We start from the raw sequence: 17948 nt of genomic DNA on the forward strand, positions 1-17948 counted from the left end.
CGGAGGCCGAGGCCCCCGCAGCCGGGTGGCTGCGGGGGCCTTCACGCGCGCGTACGACGACTACGGCGCGTACCTTGCGCCGCGTACGTCGGCTCAGGCCGCGGGGAGCCGGTCCAGCTGGGCCTGGATGCGGGCGATGTCCTCGTCCGCCTTGGCGAGCCGGCCGCGGATCTTCTCCACGACGTTGTCCGGGGCCTTCGCCAGGAAGGCCTCGTTGCCGAGCTTGGCCGTGGCCTGGGCCTTCTCCTTCTCCGCGGCGGCCAGGTCCTTCGCGAGGCGCTTGCGCTCCGCCGCCACGTCGATCGTGCCCGACAGGTCGAGCGCGACCTCGGCGCCCGCGACCGGCAGGGTCGCCGTGGCCGTGAAGGCGTCGCCCTCCGGCTGCAGGCGCAGCAGCTGGCGGATGGCGGCCTCGTGGGGCGCCAGCGCCGTGCCGTCCAGGTTCAGCCGGGCCGGCACCCGCTGGCCCGGCTGGAGGCCCTGGTCGGCGCGGAAGCGGCGGACCTCGGTGATGACCGACTGCAGGCTCCCGATCTCCCGCTCGGCCGCCTCGTCCCGGAAGCCACGGTCCTCGGGCCACTCGGCGATGACGATCGACTCGCCGCCCGTGAGGGTGGTCCACAGGGTCTCCGTGACGAACGGGACCACCGGGTGCAGCAGCCTGAGGGTGACGTCGAGGACCTCGCCGAGGACCCGCTTCGAGACCTCGGCCGGCTCGCCGCCCGCCTGGAACGTGGTCTTGGACAGCTCCACGTACCAGTCGAAGACCTCGTCCCACGCGAAGTGGAACAGCGCGTCGGACAGCTTCGCGAACTGGAAGTCCTCGTAGAGCGCGTCGACTTCGGCGACGACGGAGTTCAGGCGCGAGAGGATCCAGCGGTCGGTCGCCGACATGCGTGAGGCGTCCGGGAGTTCGCCCTCGATCGTCGCGCCGTTCATCAGCGCGAAGCGGGTGGCGTTCCAGATCTTGTTGGCGAAGTTGCGGGAACCCTGGACCCAGTCCTCGCCGATCGGAACGTCGACGCCGGGGTTGGCGCCGCGGGCCAGCGTGAACCGGAGCGCGTCGGAGCCGTACTTGTCCATCCAGTCCAGCGGGTTGACCGCGTTGCCGAAGGACTTCGACATCTTCTTGCCGAACTGGTCGCGGACCATGCCGTGCAGGGCGATGGTGTGGAACGGCGGGGTGCCGTCCATCGCGTACAGGCCGAACATCATCATCCGGGCGACCCAGAAGAAGAGGATGTCGTAGCCGGTGACCAGGACGGAGTTCGGGTAGAACTTCGCGAGCGACTCGGTCTGTTCGGGCCAGCCCAGGGTGGAGAAGGGCCACAGACCCGAGGAGAACCAGGTGTCGAGGACGTCGGTGTCCTGGTGCCAGCCCTCGCCGGTGGGCGCCTCGTCGTCCGGGCCGACGCAGACGACCTCGCCGTTCGGGCCGTACCAGACCGGGATGCGGTGGCCCCACCACAACTGCCGCGAGATGCACCAGTCGTGGAGGTTGTCGACCCAGTCGAAGTACCGCTTCTCCATCTCCTGGGGGTGGATCTTGACGCGGCCGTCGCGGACGGCGTCGCCGGCCGCCTTGGCCAGCGGGCCGACCTTGACCCACCACTGCATGGACAGGCGCGGCTCGATGGTGGTCTTGCAGCGCGAGCAGTGGCCGACGGAGTGGACGTACGGCCGCTTCTCGGCGACGATCCGGCCCTCGGCGCGCAGTGCGGCGACGATGGCGGAGCGGGCCTCGAGCCGGTCCAGGCCCTGGAAGGGGCCGTGGGCGGTGATGACGGCGTGCTCGTCCATGATCGTGACGGCGGGCAGGTCGTGCCGCTGGCCGATCTCGAAGTCGTTCGGGTCGTGGGCCGGGGTGACCTTGACGGCGCCGGTGCCGAACTCGGGGTCGACGTGCTCGTCGGCGACGACGGGGATACGGCGGCCGGTGAGCGGCAGCTCGATCTCGCGGCCCACGAGGTGGCGGTACCGCTCGTCCTCGGGGTGGACGGCGACGGCGGTGTCCCCGAGCATCGTCTCGGCGCGGGTGGTGGCCACGACGATGGAGTCGTCGCCCTCGCCGTACCGGATGGAGACGAGCTCGCCCTCGTCGTCCTGGTACTCGACCTCGATGTCGGAGATGGCGGTCAGACAGCGCGGGCACCAGTTGATGATGCGCTCGGCGCGGTAGATGAGCTCGTCGTCGTAGAGCCGCTTGAAGATGGTCTGGACGGCCTGCGACAGGCCCTCGTCCATGGTGAAGCGCTCACGGGACCAGGCGACGCCGTCGCCGAGCCGGCGCATCTGCCCGGAGATCTGCCCGCCGGACTCGCCCTTCCACTGCCAGACGCGCTCGACGAACGCCTCGCGGCCCAGGTCGTGCCGGGACTTGCCTTCCTTGCCCAGCTCGCGCTCGACGACGTTCTGGGTGGCGATGCCCGCGTGGTCCATGCCGGGCTGCCACAGCGTCTCGTAGCCCTGCATGCGCTTGCGGCGGGTCAGGGCGTCGATGAGCGTGTGCTCGAAGGCGTGCCCGAGGTGCAGGCTGCCGGTGACGTTCGGCGGCGGGATGACGATGGTGTACGGCGGCTTGTCGCTCTTCTCGTCCGCCTCGAAGTAACCCCGCTCCACCCAGCGCTCGTACAGCGGCCCCTCTACGTCGGCCGGCGCGTACTGGGTCGGCAGTTCGGTGTGGGGCGCTGGTGGCTGCTGCTGAGCGTTCTCGGTCACGGAGTCAGTTTAGGGGTGTCGCGGCGGTGTCCCGAAACTGCTTTGTTCTGTAACGGTGGGGGCCCCGATGCACCGCGCGCCCCCCTGCTGGGTCAGGATGTCAGGACCACATAAGCATCTGGAGGGGAACCCAGTAATGAGCTACAACCAGCCGGGCCCGTACGGCGGGCAGCCCCAGCAGCCCGGACCGTACGGCCAGCCGGGTCCGTACGGCCAGCAGCCGCAGGCTCCGCAGCCCGGCTACGGCTACCCCCAGCAGCCGCAGGCTCCGCAGCCGGGTTACGGCTACCCCCAGCAGGGCGGCGTCCCGCCCCAGCAGCCCCCCTACGGCCAGCAGCCCCCTTACGGCGCCCCCATGCCCCCCGCCCCGGGCGGCGGCAAGAAGAAGACGGGCCTCATCCTGGGCGCGGTGGCGGTCGTGGCGGCGATCGCGGTGGGCGTGTACTTCGTCGTCGGCGGGGGCGGCGGCGGCAGCGATGCGGCCGCCGGGGACGACGGCCCGCACAAGCTGACGACGCCGGCCACGGTCCTCACGGAGTACAAGAAGGCCGCGAACGAAGGCTCGGACGGCGCGATGACGAAGGAAGACCTCCAGAACGCGGAGGACTGGGGCGTCAAGAACCCCAAGGACGTCAGCGCGAATTACGAGGCGGGCGACGAGAGCAACCCGCTGGCGGGCAAGCTGGTGACCTTCGGTGGCGTCTACGGCGACATCGACGACCCCGAGAAGGTGGTCGACGGACTCCTCGCGTACATGAAGAAGGACGCGGAGAAGGAGGACGTCACCATGAAGGGCGAGCCGAAGGCGTACACCCCCGAGGGGTTCGACGGCACGGTCCTGAAGTGCCAGCAGGCCAACATGAAGAACCCCGACGCCACCGCGGGTTCGGGTGAGCCGACCGAGATGAACATGACGTACTGCGTCTGGGGCGACCACAGCACGGTCGGGTTCGTGATGCCGATGGAGATCGCCGACATCGCGGCCGGCAAGGAGACCGACCCCACCCAGGCGGCGGCCCTCACCGCCAAGTTCCGCAAGGAAGTCCGCGTCAAGCTCTGACGCTCGCCGTCGGAGAGCGATCACGACAGGGGCCCCGGTCGGTCGACCGGGGCCCCTGTCGTACGTCTGATGCCGCTACGCCGTCTTCTGCTCCCCCGGCCCCCGTCCGTTCCGGGCGTCCCTCGGGATCAGGGTGGGGTTGACGTTGGAGTGGACCACGTCCGCCGTGATGACGACGCGGGCCACGTCCTTGCGGGACGGGACCTCGTACATCACCGACATCAGGACCTCTTCCATGATGGCGCGCAGGCCGCGCGCGCCGGTCTGGCGGAGGATCGCCTGGTCGGCGATGGCTTCCAGGGCCTCGCGCTCGAAGTCCAGCTCCACGCCGTCGAGTTCGAAGAGGCGCTGGTACTGCTTGACCAGGGCGTTGCGCGGCTCCACCAGGATCTGCAGGAGTGCCTCGCGGTCGAGGTTGTGGACCGAGGTGATCACCGGCAGACGCCCGATGAACTCGGGGATCATGCCGAACTTGACCAGGTCCTCGGGCATGACGTCCTCGAACTGGTCCTTCGCCTCCAGCTCCCGCTTCGAGCGGATCGTCGCGCCGAAGCCGATGCCCTTGGCGCCGGCCCGCGACTCGATGATCTTCTCCAGGCCCGCGAAGGCACCGCCCACGATGAACAGCACGTTCGTCGTGTCGATCTGGATGAACTCCTGGTGGGGGTGCTTGCGCCCGCCCTGCGGCGGCACCGAGGCCGTCGTGCCCTCCAGGATCTTCAGCAGCGCCTGCTGAACGCCCTCGCCCGAGACGTCTCGCGTGATCGACGGGTTTTCACTCTTCCGCGCGACCTTGTCGATCTCGTCGATGTAGATGATCCCGGTCTCGGCCTTCTTGACGTCGTAGTCCGCCGCCTGGATCAGCTTCAGCAGGATGTTCTCGACGTCCTCGCCGACATAGCCCGCCTCGGTCAGCGCCGTGGCGTCCGCGATCGCGAACGGGACGTTCAGCATCCGGGCGAGCGTCTGCGCCAGCAGGGTCTTCCCGGAGCCGGTGGGACCCAGCAGCAGGATGTTCGACTTCGCCAACTCGATGGCGTCCTCGCGGCTTTGACCGCCGCCGTGCTCACCGGCCTGGACCCGCTTGTAATGGTTGTACACCGCGACCGACAGGGCCTTCTTGGCGGCCTCCTGGCCGACCACGTACCCCTCGAGGAACTCGTAGATCTCGCGCGGCTTCGGGAGTTCCTCCCAGCGCACCTCGCTGGTCTCCGCGAGTTCTTCCTCGATGATCTCGTTGCAGAGATCGATGCACTCGTCGCAGATGTACACACCGGGCCCTGCGATGAGCTTCTTGACCTGCTTCTGGCTCTTGCCGCAGAACGAGCACTTGAGCAGATCGCCGCCGTCACCGATGCGTGCCACGGTGTGCTTCCCCTTCGCCTGGGAGACGCCTAGGTCCAGCGGCTCCTGGTGCTGCCTTCATCCGACGGTACCTTGCCGGGGCCCTCGTTCGGGCCCCCCTTGGCACGGTTCACTTTGTCGTGCACCGTGCCAAGGAGCGGCCGACGATACAGCCTCCGGGTCAGCGCACGGCCGCGTTGTTCATCTTCCGGGTGGAGATGATCTGGTCGATCAGGCCGTACGACAGGGCGTCCTCGGCCGTGAGGATCTTGTCGCGCTCGATGTCCTCGCGGATCTTCTCGATCGGCGTGGTGGAGTGCTTGGCCAGCATCTCCTCCAGCTGCGCGCGCATCCGGAGGATCTCGTTCGCGGCGATTTCCAGGTCCGAGACCTGACCGCGGCCGGTCTCGCTGTAGGGCTGGTGGATCAGCACGCGCGCGTTCGGCAGCGCCATGCGCTTGCCGGGCGTACCGGCGGCCAGCAGGATCGCCGCGGCGGAGGCCGCCTGGCCCATGCAGACCGTCTGGACGTCCGGCTTCACGAACTGCATCGTGTCGTAGATGGCCGTCAGCGCGGTGAAGGAACCACCGGGGCTGTTGATGTAGACCGAGATGTCCCGGTCGGGGTCCATCGACTCCAGGCACAGCAGCTGCGCCATGACGTCGTTGGCGGAGGCGTCGTCGATCTGCACGCCGAGGAAGATCACGCGCTCCTCGAAGAGCTTCGCGTACGGGTCGTACTCACGAATGCCCTGCGACGTGCGCTCGACGAAGCGCGGGATGACGTAGCGGGACTCGGCAACCGGGCCGGTGTACTCGGCCTGCGGGCGGTCCTGGAAGCCGCTGCCGGGGAAGGTGTTCACGGTGTCTCCAAAAAGGGGCTGTGGCGGTGGCTGGGGGCGGGTGGAGGCTCGTACGGCCCTGGGGGGTCCTGAGGGCCTGTACCGGCCTTACGCCGCTCCGGTACCGCCGCCGCCCGGCATACCGGCGGCCGTGGGGATGACGTCGTCGATGAGGCCGTACTCCTTGGCCTCGAAGGCGTCGAACCAGCGGTCACGGTCCGAGTCGCGGGTGATCTGCTCAATCGTCTGGCCCGTGTGCTGGGCGGTGAGCTCGGCCATGCGCTTCTTGGTGTGCAGCAGCCGCTCGGCGTGGATCTTGATGTCCGAGGCCGAGCCGGCGAGGCCGGCGGACGGCTGGTGGATCAGGATCTCGGCATTCGGCAGCGCGAAGCGCTTGCCGGGGGTGCCCGCACTGAGCAGGAACTGGCCCATCGAGGCGGCGAGGCCCATGGCGATGGTCACCACGTCGTTCTTGATGAACTGCATGGTGTCGTAGATCGCCATACCGGCCGTGATCGAACCGCCCGGGCTGTTGATGTAGAGGTAGATGTCCTTGTCCGGGTCAGCGGCAAGGAGCAGCAGCTGCGCGGTGATCTTGTTCGCGATGTCGTCGTCGACCGGCTGGCCGAGGAAGATGATCCGCTCGTTGAGCAGCCGGTTGTAGACCTGGTCGCCGAGGCCACCACCGATGGAAGGCTCGCCGGCGGCGGAGGGCATCAGATTCGTCACGTATCCACCTGCTCGTCTTACGACGGCGCCGGGCCGTCTTCACGTTTCCCTGCCGGGGGCCTCCGGCGGTTTCGCCGACTCCCCTGCCCCCGTACTCATGGACCCTAACGCGCTGGTCCCTTCAGGGAATCCCGGAGCGGGGAGTGTTCGCCGGGGGCGTAGAGCCCGCGGCGGGTGGGCGGCCGCCTACGGGCCGTGACGGCGCGAGGGGCCCCCGCCCGCCGGATGCCGGGAAGGCCCCGGGGAATGTCCTCCCCGGGGCCTTCCTACGGCGTCACAGGCGCGTCAGGCGCCGCGGGCGTGTTCAGCCCTCGGTCTTCTCGGCCTCGGCCTCGGTGGCGTCGGCCTCCGTGGCCTCGGCGGCGACGTCGGCGGCCGCCTCGACCTCGTCCTCGTCGTCCAGGTCGATGATCTCGCCGTTGGTGTCCTTGACCGTGGCCTTCTCGACCACGACGGCCAGGGCCTTGCCGCGGGCGACCTCGCCGACCAGGAGCGGAACCTGGCCGCCCTCGACGACGGCCTGGGCGAACTGGTCGGGGGACATGCCGGAGGAGGCCGCGCGCCGCATGAGGTGCTCGGTGAGCTCCTCCTGGTTGACGTTGAGCTTCTCCTGCTTGACGAGCTCGTCCAGGACGAACTGCGTCTTGATGCCCTTGACCGCGGCTTCCTTGGTCTCGGCGTCGAACTCCTCGACCGTCTTGCCCTGGATCTCGAGGTACTTCTCGAGGTCGAGGCCCATCTGGCCGAGCTGGTGGTGCTCCAGGTTGTGCTTGCGGGTGTTGATCTCGTCCTCGAGCAGCTTCTCGGGGACGGGCACCTCGACGAGCTCCAGCAGCTTCTCCAGGACGCGCTCCTGGGCCTGCGTGGCCTGGTCGTACTGCTTCATGTTCTCGAGGCGCTTGCGGCTGTCGGCCTTGAGCTCGTCGAGGGTGTCGAACTCGGAGGCGAGCTGGGCGAAGTCGTCGTCCAGCGCGGGCAGTTCGCGGGCGGCGACCTGGGTGACCTTGACGGTGACCTCGGCCTCCTTGCCGGCCGCCGAGCCGCCCTTGAGCTCGGAGGTGAAGGTGGCCTCGCCACCGGCCTCCAGGCCCTTCACGGCGTCGTCGATGCCCTCGAGGAGCTCGCCGGAGCCGATGGTGTAGGAGACACCCTCGGCGACACCGTCCTCCAGGACCTCGCCCTCGACCTTGGCCTGCAGGTCGATGGTGACGACGTCGCCGTCCTCGGCGGCGCGCTCGACCGGGGAGGTCGAGGCGAAGCGCTCGCGGAGCTGCTCGACCGACTTCTCGATGTCCTCGTCGGTGACCTCGACGGCGTCGACCTCGACCTCGATGCCCGAGTAGTCCGGGATCTCGATGGCCGGGCGGACGTCGACCTCGGCGGTGAAGTTCAGCGTCTCGCCGTCCTTCAGCTCCGTGATGTCGACCTCGGGCTGGCCCAGGACGTTGAGCTCGGCCTCGTTGACCGCCTCGGTGTAGAACTTCGGAAGCGCGTCGTTGACGGCCTCCTCCAGCACGGCGCCACGGCCGAACCGCTGGTCGATGACCCGGGCGGGAATCTTGCCCTTGCGGAAGCCCTTCACCGTGACCTGCTGGTTGATCTTCTTGTACGCCGCGTCGAGGCTGTCCTTGAGCTCCTCGAAGGGCACCTCGACAGTGAGCCGAACCCGAGTCGGGTTCAGGGTCTCCACGGCGCTCTTCACGGTTCGGTCTCCTTGTGGCTGACTTCTCGGTTTTGCCGGACCAGACCGGTCCGGCGGCTTCGCCGCCCGGAGGACTTCAGGGAGTGAGGGACACACGGGCGCGCAGCTTGCATAGTAACCGCAGGCACTGAACGACCCAAAGGCGATCATCCGGATGATCAGGCAGGTGGTCGGGGTGGCGGGATTTGAACCCACGGCCTTCCGCTCCCAAAGCGGACGCGCTACCAAGCTGCGCCACACCCCGTCTGGTGCGACACGTAGGGTACATGCCCGCAGGCCATGGGGCCGCCGCATTTATGGGGTGTGCGCCGAGGGGGGCCGACCCGCTAGGATGCCTCCAGTGCCGCGGTCGGCTGACCTGCGGCGCGTCCTGTGCGGGCGTAGCTCAATGGTAGAGCCCTAGTCTTCCAAACTAGCTACGCGGGTTCGATTCCCGTCGCCCGCTCCACATGACGCAGGGCCAGGCCAGAGGATCAATTCCTCGGCCTGGCCCGAGTCGTTTACCGAGGTTCCGCCCAGTCCGTCGTCCGCGAGATGCTCGTCAGCTCGGCGATATGGCGATACGGGACGCCGGCCTCGCTCGGCTCCGCGATCTAGTCGGGCACCGTGTCGGACGAGTCCTTCTTGGTGTCGGGGAACATCAATCGGGCGGCAAGGATGATCACTCCCAGGGACGCCCACGCCAGACCGTGACGTAGCCACCTCACGCCGCCCTCCCAGTCCCGGGGAGGGCCGAAGATCAGCCAGGACGCGAGAGCGATGCCGACCAGCACGCTTCCCATGCCGACCATGCGCCGTGATCCTGGACTCATGCGCCCATGATCTCCTGCTGCCCCCGGCACCAGCAATCGAAAATGCGACGGATGCAGCGCCTCTCGCATCGCGCGCCCATCCGCTCCCGCCGGCGCGGCAGATCCCACCCGAGCCAAGACCCCACGTGCCCCCTGCATACCCGTCGTTCGGGCGGTCCTGGGTCTAGAACTGGATCGAGTTGATCGTCTCGGCCAGGGAGTCGAGGAACCGCTGGATGTCGTCGGCCATGCCGGTGGAGGCGAGGAAGAAGCCGAAGAGGACGGCGACCACCGCGGGGCCGGCCTTGAGGGAGCCACCTCGGATCAACACCACCAAGATGATCGCCAACAGCAGCACCACTGACAGCGAAATGGCCACAACTGATCACACCCTCGGTCGGTCCGCTCTCCCGGCCCGGGGGTGCCTGCCCCGCGCACCCCCGCCAGAACCATCGTGCCACCAACAGGCCCGCCGTATGCGGCGGGTGGGGCATCAGTGACCGCAACTCCGGCCGGTGCGGGTGGCGCCGGGCCGCGCGGCGGACCATCGGGCGCGCGTCGCAAGGGAATTCGAAGTGCCACTCGCAAGAGAAATTCGGCGTGATCGTTTCCATGTCCACACATGGTGTTCGCGGGTAATTCGAATTGTCGCCACAGGTGACTCCAACTCCAGCCCACACCTTGCCTTATGTACCATTTAGCATGGATTAAACATCACAAGGCAGGCACACAAGCGGTAATAGCGTCCCGCGTTTTACTCATCCGCACAGCCGCCGCTAGGGTGCCTCAGATGTTCCACGCTGCCTCGCCACCCGCACAGTCGCAGGCCCCGGGAGTGCCGAGTCCGCGCTCCCCCGAGAAACAGCAAAGACAGAACACAAGAGCGGACAAGCGCGACGCCTTCTTCGACAACGCGAAGTTCCTGGCGATCGTGCTGGTGGCCGTCGGCCACGCCTGGGAGCCCCTGAAGGGGGACAGCCGGATCCTCGAGGGCCTGTACATGGCCGTGTACGCCTTCCACATGCCGGCGTTCATCATCATCTCCGGCTTCTTCTCCCGCAGTTTCGACATGCGCCCCGACCGGCTGCGCCGGCTGATCACCGGCGTCGCCGTGCCGTACATCGTCTTCGAGACCGCGTATCCGCTGTTCAAGCGGGTGATCGACGACGACCCGGGCATGGACATCAGCCTGCTCGACCCCTGGTACCTCACCTGGTTCCTGGTCGCGCTGTTCGTCTGGCGGCTGACCACCCCGATCTGGAAGACGATTCGCCGGCCGCTGCCCGTCGCGCTCGGCATCGCGGTGCTGGCGTCCGTCACCCCGGCGATCGGCGACGACCTCGACCTGCAGCGGGTGCTCCAGTTCCTGCCGTTCTTCGTGCTGGGCCTGCACATGAGGGCCGAGCACTTCCAGTGGGTGCGCCGACGCGCGGTACGCGTCCTGTCCGTGCCGGTGTTCGCGCTGGCGCTCGCCGTGAGCTGGTGGTCGGTGCCGCGCATGAACACCGGCTGGTTCTACCACCGCGACTCCGCGCAGGAGCTGGGCGCGCCGTGGTGGACCGGGCCCGTGATGGTGTTCGCGCTGTTCGGCTGCTCGCTGGTGCTGACGGCGTGCTTCTTCGCCTGGGTGCCGCGCCGGCACATGTGGTTCACGGCGCTGGGCGCGGGCACGCTGTACGGCTATCTGCTGCACGGTTTCGTGGTGAAGGCCGGCGACTACCGGGGCTGGTTCGACCACGACTGGCTGCACCGGCCGCTCGGCCAGATCGTCGTCACCGTCCTCGCGGCGGCGGGCGTGACGCTGCTGTGCACCTCGCCGGTGCGGCGGCTCTTCCGGGCGGTGATGGAGCCCGAGATGAAGTGGGCGTTCCGGCGGGACCCGGCGCAGGCGGCCCGCGAACGGCAGAAGGCCGGCGTCTAGTTCAGGACCCGAGGCCGAGAAGTGCGCGCATGCGCGTGTACTTCTCGGTCAGGCGTCCGCGCGTCGCCTCGTCCAGGACCGCCAGGCGCTCGGGGTCCGCGTTGTGCGCCAGGTCCGCCTCCTTCACCAGCAGCGCGCCCGGCGTGGCGAGGATCCGCCCGGCGTACGCCTCCGGCGCCTCCCCCGCGCGCTTGGTGAGGGCGAGGACGATGTCCTTCGTACGGCGGCTCAGCGCGGCCTCGTGCAGCCACCGCTCGGTGAGGGCGTCGTCCTCGACGGAGTCGTGCAGCCAGGCCGCCGCGATCTGGTCCTCGTCGCCGCCCCGGGCGCGGACGCCGTCGGCCACGGCCTGCAGGTGCTCGGCGTAGGGCCGTCCCGCCTTGTCCGTCTGGCCCTCGTGGGCGGCGCGGGCGATGGCCTCGACCTCGGGCACGGGGAGCGTCACGCGTGCACCCCCGCCTGGGACGTCACCGTCGGTCCCTCCCGGCAGATCAGCAGCAGCGCGCGGTCGTCGTTGACGTCCTTGGCCACCGCCTCGATGAGATGCCAGGTCGCGCCGTGGAAGCCGCCCGCGACATAGCGGTCGGCCTCGCCGGTGAGCCGGTCGATGCCCTCGACGATGTCGCGGTCGGAGGTTTCCACCAGACCGTCCGTGAACAGCATCAGCACGTCCCCCGGCCGCAGCGAGCCCTTCACGGGGTCGAACTGGGCGCCGTCGTACACACCCAGCAGCGGGCCCTCGGCGGCCTTCTCCTCCCAGCGGCCGCTGCCCGCGCTGAGCTGGAGGCCCGGCGGGTGGCCCGCGGAGTACAGCTCGTAGTCGCCGGAGTCCAGGTCCAGGACCAGGTGGATGGAGGTGGCGAAGCCCTCCTCCCAGTCCTGGCGGAGCAGGTAGCCGTTGGCGGCCGGGAGGAAGGCGTGCGGGGGCAGCGAGCCCAGGAGCCCGCCGAACGCGCCCGACAGCAGCAGGGCCCGCGAGCCCGCGTCCATGCCCTTGCCCGAGACGTCCGTGAGGACGACCTCCAGGGTCCGGCCGCCGTTCGTGCGGGCCGCGACGACGAAGTCACCGGAGAACGACTGGCCGCCCGCCGGGCGCAGCGCCATCTCGCGGTGCCAGCCGTTCGGCAGCGGCGGCAGCTTGCTCTGCACCCGGATGCGTTCGCGCAGGTCGAACAGCATGGTGCCGCCGCGCCGCCAGGGCACGCCGACCCTGCTGCGGAACTGCGCGATGAGCAGGCCGACGAAGCCGCAGGCCGCGACCACCAGGACCACGCCCGGGGTGACCCGGGCGGCGCCCTCGGTGTACGGGCCGAGCTGCACCGACTCCACGATCAGGGCGGTGGCCGCGGCCGCGTACAGGCCGAGCAGGCTGGCCGGGCGCAGCAGCAGACCGCCGGCGACGATGGGCAGGACCAGCGCGGCCGGAGAGCACCAGACCGGGTTGGCCAGCGTGGTGGCCGCGATCAGCGGGACGGTGAGCAGCAGTCCGGCCAGCGCGATCCAGTCGGAGCCGTCGCCGCGGAAGTAGTCCACGGCACTTCTGCGCAGGGCGACGCGGACCCGGTGCCACTGCATACGCAACCGGGCCGCGAACGTGTCGGCGGCCGCGCGCCGCTGTCGTCCTGCTGTCATTAGTTCGGGACCCTATCCATCGGACCAGCCGCTCGGCACGGGAGGTCCCACTTGTCCCCCGTCCGAGGCTCAACTTCACAGTGAACTTCACGAGAAGCCGTCGCGCGGCCACCCGGCGGAAATTCCCTGGCTCGTCCCTCATTGCCCTGGTAGGCATGGCGCATGGGGACACACTTCACGACCGGTTCGGCGATCGAGCTGCGACAGCCGGCGCCCGAGGACTGGGACACCTGGTACGACGTGCTGCTGCGCGCCTTCGGCGGGGTGCCGGAGCCCACCGAGGAGCGTGAACTGTACCGGGAACTCACCGAGTTCGACCGGTCCCTCGGCGCCTGGGACGGTGACCTGTGCGTGGGTTCGGCCGGGGCGTTCCGCTTCCGGGTGACCGTGCCCGGCGGCGCCTCGGTGCCCGCGGCGGGGGTGACGATGGTCGGGGTCGCCGGCACGCACCGGCGACGCGGGGTCCTCACGTCGATGATGCGCAGGCAGCTGGACGACGTGCGGTCCTGGGGCGAGCCGTTGGCGGTGCTGACGGCGTCCGAGCCCGCGATCTACGGGCGGTTCGGATACGGCGTGGCGACGCTCCAGCTCGCCGCCGAGATCGACACGAACCGGGTGCGGTTGTCGGTGCCGGCCGGGACGGATGACGTACGGCTGCGGTACGCGGCACCGGCGGACGTGGTCGACGCGTGCGAGCAGGTCTACGCCGCGCTGGTGCCCGCCCGGCCCGGCATGCTGGCCCGGGTGCGGCCCGGCTGGGAGCGGGTGGGGGTGCTCGATCCGGAGGGCGGACGGGGCGGGGCGTCGCCGCTGCAGTGCGTGCTGGCGGAGCGGGACGGGCGGACCGTCGGATACGCCCGTTACGCGGTGCAGCCGGAGTGGGGGGTCGCCGGGAACGACGGCGTGGTGCACGTGCGGGAGCTGGCCGGGGTGGACGCGACGGCGCAGGCCGCGCTGTGGCGGTTCCTGTTCGACCTGGACCTGACGACGACGCTGAAGGTGCACGGGCGGCCGATGGACGAGGCCTGGCAGCACCAGGTGTCGGATGTACGGCGGTGCCGGCCGCGGTTCCGGGACGGCATGTTCGTCCGGCTCGTCGAGGTCGGGGCGGCGCTTTCGGCCCGGACCTATCAGGCGCCGGTGGACGTGGTGCTGGAGGTCGAGGACGCCTTCTGCCCCTGGAACTCCGGGCGTTGGCGGCTTTCGGGGGACGCGAAGGGGGCGTCCTGCGAGCGGACCCGGGACGCGGCGGATCTGGCCCTGTCCGTACGGGAGTTGGGGTCGGCGTATCTCGGCGGGGTGAGCCTGGGGTCGCTGGCGGCCGCCGGGCGGGTGCGGGAGCTTCGCCAGGGAGCGCTGGCGGAGGCGTCGGTGGGATTCGGCTCGGCCGTCGCGCCCTGGCTGCCGCACGGGTTCTAGAACGGGCTCACGGGCGCCGGAACCAGCTCACTGGTGCGGGACCCGGCGCACAGGTGTGGGACCCGGCGCACGGATACCGGAACCGGCTCACGGGCGCTGAACCGGCTTACTTCTTCTGGCAGTTCGGGCACCAGAAGAGGTTCCGGGCGGCGAGATCGGCGGTGCGGATCTCGCCGCCACAGATGTGGCAGGGGAGGTTGGCCCTGCGGTACACGTAGACCTCGCCGCCGTGGTCGTCCACGCGCGGTGGGCGGCCCATCGCCTCGGGCGTGTGTTCCGGGCGGACGGTGTCGATGCGGTTGTTGCGGACGCCCTCGCGCATGAGGTCCACGAGGTCGGTCCAGATCGCTTCCCACTGCCGGGGCGTGATGTCCTTGCCCGCGCGGTAGGGGTCGATGCCGTGCCGGAAGAGGACTTCCGCGCGGTAGACGTTGCCGACGCCCGCGATGATCTTCTGGTCCATGAGCAGGGCGGCGATCGTGCTGCGGCTGCGGGAGATGCGCCGGTAGGCCGTCCTCGGGTCGGCGTCGTCGCGGAGCGGGTCCGGGCCGAGGCGGTCGTGTATGGCCTGCTTCTCGGCGGGGGTGATCAGGGCGCAGGTGGTGGGGCCGCGGAGGTCGACGTACGCGGTGGTGTTCGCGAGGCGGAGGCGGACCGTATCCGTCGGCGGGGGTGCGGGGGCGGGGCCGAAGGTGACCTTGCCGAAGAGGCCGAGGTGGATGTGGACCCAGTCCGTGTCGCGGAAGCCCAGGAAGAGGTGCTTGCCGTGGGCCTCGGTGGCGGTGAGGCCGGTGGCGGTGATCAGGGCGGCGGCGTCGGAGAACTTGCCCTGGGGGCTGGTGGCCTGGGGGGCGGTGCCGGCGAAGGCGGCGGCGTAGTCCTTGGCCAGCCGGTGGATGGTGTGCCCCTCAGGCACGGTGGCTCCTCCGAACGGGCTGGAAATGCGACCGGCGTCTTCGTCTTCGTACGGGACGCCGGTCGGGGCCTTACTGCTGCGGGTGGTGCGGGGGGATCGGGGGGAGGTCGCCCGTGGTCTCGTAGGCCGCCAGCATGTCGATGCGGCGGATGTGGCGGTCGTCACCCGAGAACGGGGTGGCGAGGAAGATCTCCACGAACTTCGTCGCCTCGTCCTGGGTGTGCATACGAGCGCCGACCGCCACGACGTTGGCGTCGTTGTGCTGGCGCCCCAGGGCCGCGGTCTCCTCGCTCCAGGCCAGTGCCGCACGGACACCCTTGACCTTGTTCGCCGCGATCTGCTCGCCGTTGCCGGAGCCGCCGATGACGATGCCGAGGGCATCGGGGTCGGCGGCGGTGCGCTCGGCGGCGCGGAGGCAGAAGGGCGGGTAGTCGTCCTGGGCGTCGTAGAGGTGAGGGCCGCAGTCGACGGGGTCGTGCCCCGCCGCCTTGAGCCACTCGACGAGGTGGTTCTTGAGTTCGTAGCCCGCATGGTCGGAGCCGAGGTACACGCGCATGCGACGAGTGTGACACGACCGTTTCCGGGCAGCCGCCCCGGGGGTTGACCCGGAAAAGCCTGAGCAATCCCATAGAAGCTCAGGGAAACCTCAAGTAACGATCCGGAATCAAAGGTTCAATTACTTCTCCGCCTCCGTTTCACTGGACCGACTTGTTAGGCACCGGCACGAAGGAACACCCCTATGACCTCGCAGCCGACCCTGTCGAAGGCTGAAAAGGACCCTGGAGCCCCCGGCGATCCCGGCAACGGCCTCCAGGCAGGGCTCAAGAACCGTCATTTGTCGATGATCGCGATCGGCGGTGTCATCGGCGCCGGACTCTTCGTCGGGTCCTCCTCCGGTATCGCCACCGCGGGCCCCGGCATCCTCCTGTCGTACGCGCTCGTCGGCACGCTCGTGGTGCTGGTGATGCGGATGCTCGGTGAGATGTCCGCGGCCAACCCGACCTCGGGTTCGTTCTCGGCCCACGCCGACCGCGCGCTCGGCCGCTGGGCCGGGTTCTCCATCGGCTGGCTGTACTGGTTCTTCTGGGTCGTGGTGCTGGCCGTCGAGGCGACCGCCGGCGCGGTGATCCTCGAGGGCTGGATCCCGGCCGTACCGCAGTGGGCCTGGGCGCTCATCGTGATGGTGGTGCTGACCGCCACCAACCTGGTCTCCGTCGGCTCCTACGGCGAGTTCGAGTTCTGGTTCGCCGGGATCAAGGTCGTCGCGATCGCCGCGTTCATCGTCATCGGCGGGCTCGCCGTCTTCGGCCTGCTGCCCGGCGTCGACAGCGAGCAGGCCGGACTGGGCAACCTCACCGAGCACGGTGGCTTCCTGCCCAACGGGCCCGGCGCGATCCTCACCGGTGTGCTGCTCGTCGTCTTCTCCTTCATGGGCAGCGAGATCGCCACCCTGGCCGCCGGCGAGTCCGAGGACCCGCAGCGGGCCGTCACCAAGGCGACCAACAGCATCATCTGGCGCGTCGCCGTCTTCTACCTCGGCTCGATCTTCGTCGTGGTCACCCTGCTCCCGTGGGACAGCAAGTCGATCGCCGAGGACGGTTCCTACGTCGCCGCCCTCGACTCCCTCGGCATCGCGCACGCCGGTCAGATCATGAACTTCATCGTGCTGACCTCGGTGCTGTCCTGCCTGAACTCGGGTCTGTACACGGCGTCCCGCATGGCCTTCTCGCTCGGCCGGCGCGGGGACGCGCCCAAGGCGTTCGCGAAGACCACCGGCCGGGGCGTGCCGCTCGCGGCGATCCTCTCGTCCGTCGTCTTCGGCTTCGTCGCCGTGTTCTTCAACTACCAGTACCCGGACACCGTCTTCCTCTTCCTGCTCAACTCCAGCGGTGCGGTGGCGCTGTTCGTCTGGCTGGCCATCTGCTTCTCGCAGCTGCGGATGCGGAAGATCATCCAGGCCGAGGCGCCGGAGAAGCTCGTCGTCCGGATGTGGCTGTACCCGTACCTGACCTGGGCCACGGCCGCGATGATCGTGTTCGTCCTCGGCTACATGCTGACCGACACCGAGCACGACGGACGCCGGACGGTCCTGCTGTCGCTGCTGGTCGCGGCGATCGTGCTGACCATCGCCTTCGTCAAGGAGAAGATGCGCGGCGGCGCCGACAAGGTGGACGCCGGCTGATCCGCTCACCTGTCGAGAGGGCCCCTCGGGGCCCTCTTTTCATGCTCAGAGGATGGTGAAGCTCTCCTTCACCTCCTCGTACGTGCTCAGCGCCTGCTCCTCGCTGTCCGGCTGGTACCAGGTGTTGATCTGGTACGACTTCCCCTCCTCGTTGAAGCCCAGCAGCCGGGCGTGCCAGTGGACGCCCTCCAGGGTGAAGGTGTACTCCCAGACGACCGCGGGAGAGCCGCGGAACGTCGTCTCCTCCAGGCGGATCTTCTGGTACGCCTGCCCCTGGTGGGCGTTCTGCTCCGAGGTCTCCCAGGTCTCCATGAGGTCGCCGCGGGCGAGGGAGGACTTCGCGACGAGTTCCTGTGTGCCGTCGGGTGCGGTGTAGTGCACCTCCGCGCCCGTCTTCACGTCCCGCCGCCAGCCCTCGGGAGGCGCCCAGGCGAACCCGCCGGCCTCCGTGCGCGCTCCCGGCGGCAGGGTCCGCGGACGGGCGGTGCCTTCCACGGTGGGCGAAGGGGAGGGCGAGTAGGCGGAGGAGGAGGGTGTCGAACCGCCGGCCTTGTCGTCCTCGGGGGACCCGCCGGAGTTCATGAGCAGGACGACGGCCACCACGGCTCCGGCGGTGACGAGTCCCGCGGCGGCGAGCAGGACGGGGCCCCGGCGCGACGGGCGGAGGCGGGCGGGAACCGCGGGGCCGGGCAG

The 17948-nt window shown here is 69.5% G+C and carries 15 protein-coding genes, 2 tRNA genes and 1 pseudogene; 5 read left to right on the forward strand and 13 right to left on the reverse strand.

Features of this window, described 5'->3' with window-relative positions; translation table 11 throughout:
- Window positions 1–93: 93 nt before the first annotated feature.
- Window positions 94–2718, reverse strand: a complete 2625-nt coding sequence (locus tag M8H82_RS34100; RefSeq protein WP_250079207.1) for a valine--tRNA ligase — start codon at window positions 2716–2718, stop codon at window positions 94–96.
- A gap of 136 nt (window positions 2719–2854) precedes the next feature.
- Here M8H82_RS34100 and M8H82_RS34105 point away from each other — a divergent pair, with 136 nt between their 5' ends.
- On the forward strand, window positions 2855–3778 hold the full coding sequence (locus M8H82_RS34105; protein ID WP_250079210.1) for a hypothetical protein: 924 nt from the start codon (window positions 2855–2857) through the stop codon (window positions 3776–3778).
- A gap of 75 nt (window positions 3779–3853) precedes the next feature.
- Here M8H82_RS34105 and clpX read toward each other — a convergent pair whose 3' ends face one another.
- The 5 genes from clpX to M8H82_RS34130 form a co-directional block, all read right to left on the reverse strand.
- Entirely contained in the window at window positions 3854–5143 is a 1290-nt protein-coding gene (gene clpX / locus M8H82_RS34110) for an ATP-dependent Clp protease ATP-binding subunit ClpX (RefSeq protein WP_250079212.1), read from the reverse strand.
- A gap of 160 nt (window positions 5144–5303) precedes the next feature.
- Window positions 5304–5984, reverse strand: coding sequence for an ATP-dependent Clp protease proteolytic subunit (locus tag M8H82_RS34115; RefSeq protein WP_250079215.1), 681 nt, complete (start codon window positions 5982–5984; stop codon window positions 5304–5306).
- Window positions 5985–6071: 87 nt separating this feature from the next.
- A complete protein-coding gene (locus M8H82_RS34120; protein ID WP_250079236.1) occupies window positions 6072–6680 on the reverse strand; it encodes an ATP-dependent Clp protease proteolytic subunit in 609 nt (202 codons plus the stop codon).
- Between the two features lie 316 nt (window positions 6681–6996).
- A complete protein-coding gene (gene tig / locus M8H82_RS34125) occupies window positions 6997–8394 on the reverse strand; it encodes a trigger factor (protein ID WP_250079217.1) in 1398 nt (465 codons plus the stop codon).
- 167 nt (window positions 8395–8561) lie between these two features.
- Window positions 8562–8638: transfer RNA gene (locus tag M8H82_RS34130), tRNA-Pro, on the reverse strand.
- Between the two features lie 130 nt (window positions 8639–8768).
- Here M8H82_RS34130 and M8H82_RS34135 point away from each other — a divergent pair.
- Window positions 8769–8842: transfer RNA gene (locus M8H82_RS34135), tRNA-Gly, on the forward strand.
- Window positions 8843–8987: 145 nt separating this feature from the next.
- Here the strand turns inward: M8H82_RS34135 and M8H82_RS34140 are convergent.
- Both M8H82_RS34140 and M8H82_RS34145 read right to left on the reverse strand, forming a co-directional pair.
- Window positions 8988–9206 (reverse strand): hypothetical protein, encoded by a 219-nt coding sequence (locus M8H82_RS34140; protein WP_250079219.1) that lies wholly within the window; start codon window positions 9204–9206, stop codon window positions 8988–8990.
- Between the two features lie 163 nt (window positions 9207–9369).
- A complete protein-coding gene (locus M8H82_RS34145) occupies window positions 9370–9564 on the reverse strand; it encodes a hypothetical protein (protein ID WP_250079220.1) in 195 nt (64 codons plus the stop codon).
- Between the two features lie 411 nt (window positions 9565–9975).
- On the opposite strand from M8H82_RS34145, the gene M8H82_RS34150 reads away from it, so the two are divergent.
- Window positions 9976–11106 (forward strand): acyltransferase family protein, encoded by a 1131-nt coding sequence (locus tag M8H82_RS34150; protein ID WP_284049686.1) that lies wholly within the window; start codon window positions 9976–9978, stop codon window positions 11104–11106.
- A gap of 1 nt (window position 11107) precedes the next feature.
- Here the strand turns inward: M8H82_RS34150 and M8H82_RS34155 are convergent, their stop codons facing one another.
- Together M8H82_RS34155 and M8H82_RS34160 are read right to left on the reverse strand one after the other, a co-directional pair.
- Window positions 11108–11551 carry an HD domain-containing protein gene (locus tag M8H82_RS34155; RefSeq protein WP_250079223.1) on the reverse strand — a complete coding sequence of 148 codons (444 nt, stop codon included), beginning with the start codon at window positions 11549–11551 and terminating at the stop codon, window positions 11108–11110.
- The gene (locus M8H82_RS34160) at window positions 11548–12738 is read right to left on the reverse strand and encodes a PP2C family protein-serine/threonine phosphatase (RefSeq protein WP_250079225.1); all 1191 of its coding nucleotides are present in this window, start codon (window positions 12736–12738) and stop codon (window positions 11548–11550) included. The genes M8H82_RS34155 and M8H82_RS34160 overlap by 4 nt, the downstream gene beginning before the upstream one ends.
- A gap of 162 nt (window positions 12739–12900) precedes the next feature.
- On the opposite strand from M8H82_RS34160, the gene M8H82_RS34165 reads away from it, so the two are divergent.
- Window positions 12901–14157 (forward strand): GNAT family N-acetyltransferase, encoded by a 1257-nt coding sequence (locus M8H82_RS34165; protein ID WP_250079229.1) that lies wholly within the window; start codon window positions 12901–12903, stop codon window positions 14155–14157.
- A 106-nt stretch (window positions 14158–14263) separates the two neighbouring features.
- Here M8H82_RS34165 and M8H82_RS34170 read toward each other — a convergent pair whose 3' ends face one another.
- A complete protein-coding gene (locus M8H82_RS34170) occupies window positions 14264–15073 on the reverse strand; it encodes a DNA-formamidopyrimidine glycosylase family protein (protein WP_250079232.1) in 810 nt (269 codons plus the stop codon).
- 70 nt (window positions 15074–15143) lie between these two features.
- Entirely contained in the window at window positions 15144–15629 is a 486-nt protein-coding gene (locus tag M8H82_RS34175) for a ribose-5-phosphate isomerase (protein WP_250079233.1), read from the reverse strand.
- Window positions 15630–15812: 183 nt separating this feature from the next.
- Here M8H82_RS34175 and M8H82_RS34180 point away from each other — a divergent pair, with 183 nt between their 5' ends.
- Complete coding sequence (locus M8H82_RS34180; RefSeq protein ID WP_250079235.1) at window positions 15813–17255, forward strand: amino acid permease; 1443 nt, start codon at window positions 15813–15815, stop codon at window positions 17253–17255.
- A 45-nt stretch (window positions 17256–17300) separates the two neighbouring features.
- On the opposite strand, the pseudogene M8H82_RS34185 reads toward M8H82_RS34180, so the two are convergent.
- Window positions 17301–17948, reverse strand: a pseudogene (locus M8H82_RS34185) (serine/threonine protein kinase); the annotation flags it as partial.

The organism is Streptomyces sp. YS415 (assembly GCF_023544665.1).
Taxonomy (GTDB): domain Bacteria; phylum Actinomycetota; class Actinomycetes; order Streptomycetales; family Streptomycetaceae; genus Streptomyces.

Excerpts from the sequence above, each read along its gene's own strand:
- M8H82_RS34105 (WP_250079210.1), top strand. The coding sequence starts at position 2,855 with ATGAGCTACAACCAGCCGGGCCCGTACGGCGGGCAGCCCCAGCAGCCC.
- M8H82_RS34120 (WP_250079236.1), bottom strand. The coding sequence starts at position 6,680 with ATGCCCTCCGCCGCCGGCGAGCCTTCCATCGGTGGTGGCCTCGGCGAC.
- M8H82_RS34140 (WP_250079219.1), bottom strand. The coding sequence starts at position 9,206 with ATGAGTCCAGGATCACGGCGCATGGTCGGCATGGGAAGCGTGCTGGTC.
- M8H82_RS34150 (WP_284049686.1), top strand. The coding sequence starts at position 9,976 with ATGTTCCACGCTGCCTCGCCACCCGCACAGTCGCAGGCCCCGGGAGTG.
- M8H82_RS34160 (WP_250079225.1), bottom strand. The coding sequence starts at position 12,738 with ATGACAGCAGGACGACAGCGGCGCGCGGCCGCCGACACGTTCGCGGCC.
- M8H82_RS34165 (WP_250079229.1), top strand. The coding sequence starts at position 12,901 with ATGGGGACACACTTCACGACCGGTTCGGCGATCGAGCTGCGACAGCCG.
- M8H82_RS34175 (WP_250079233.1), bottom strand. The coding sequence starts at position 15,629 with ATGCGCGTGTACCTCGGCTCCGACCATGCGGGCTACGAACTCAAGAAC.
- M8H82_RS34180 (WP_250079235.1), top strand. The coding sequence starts at position 15,813 with ATGACCTCGCAGCCGACCCTGTCGAAGGCTGAAAAGGACCCTGGAGCC.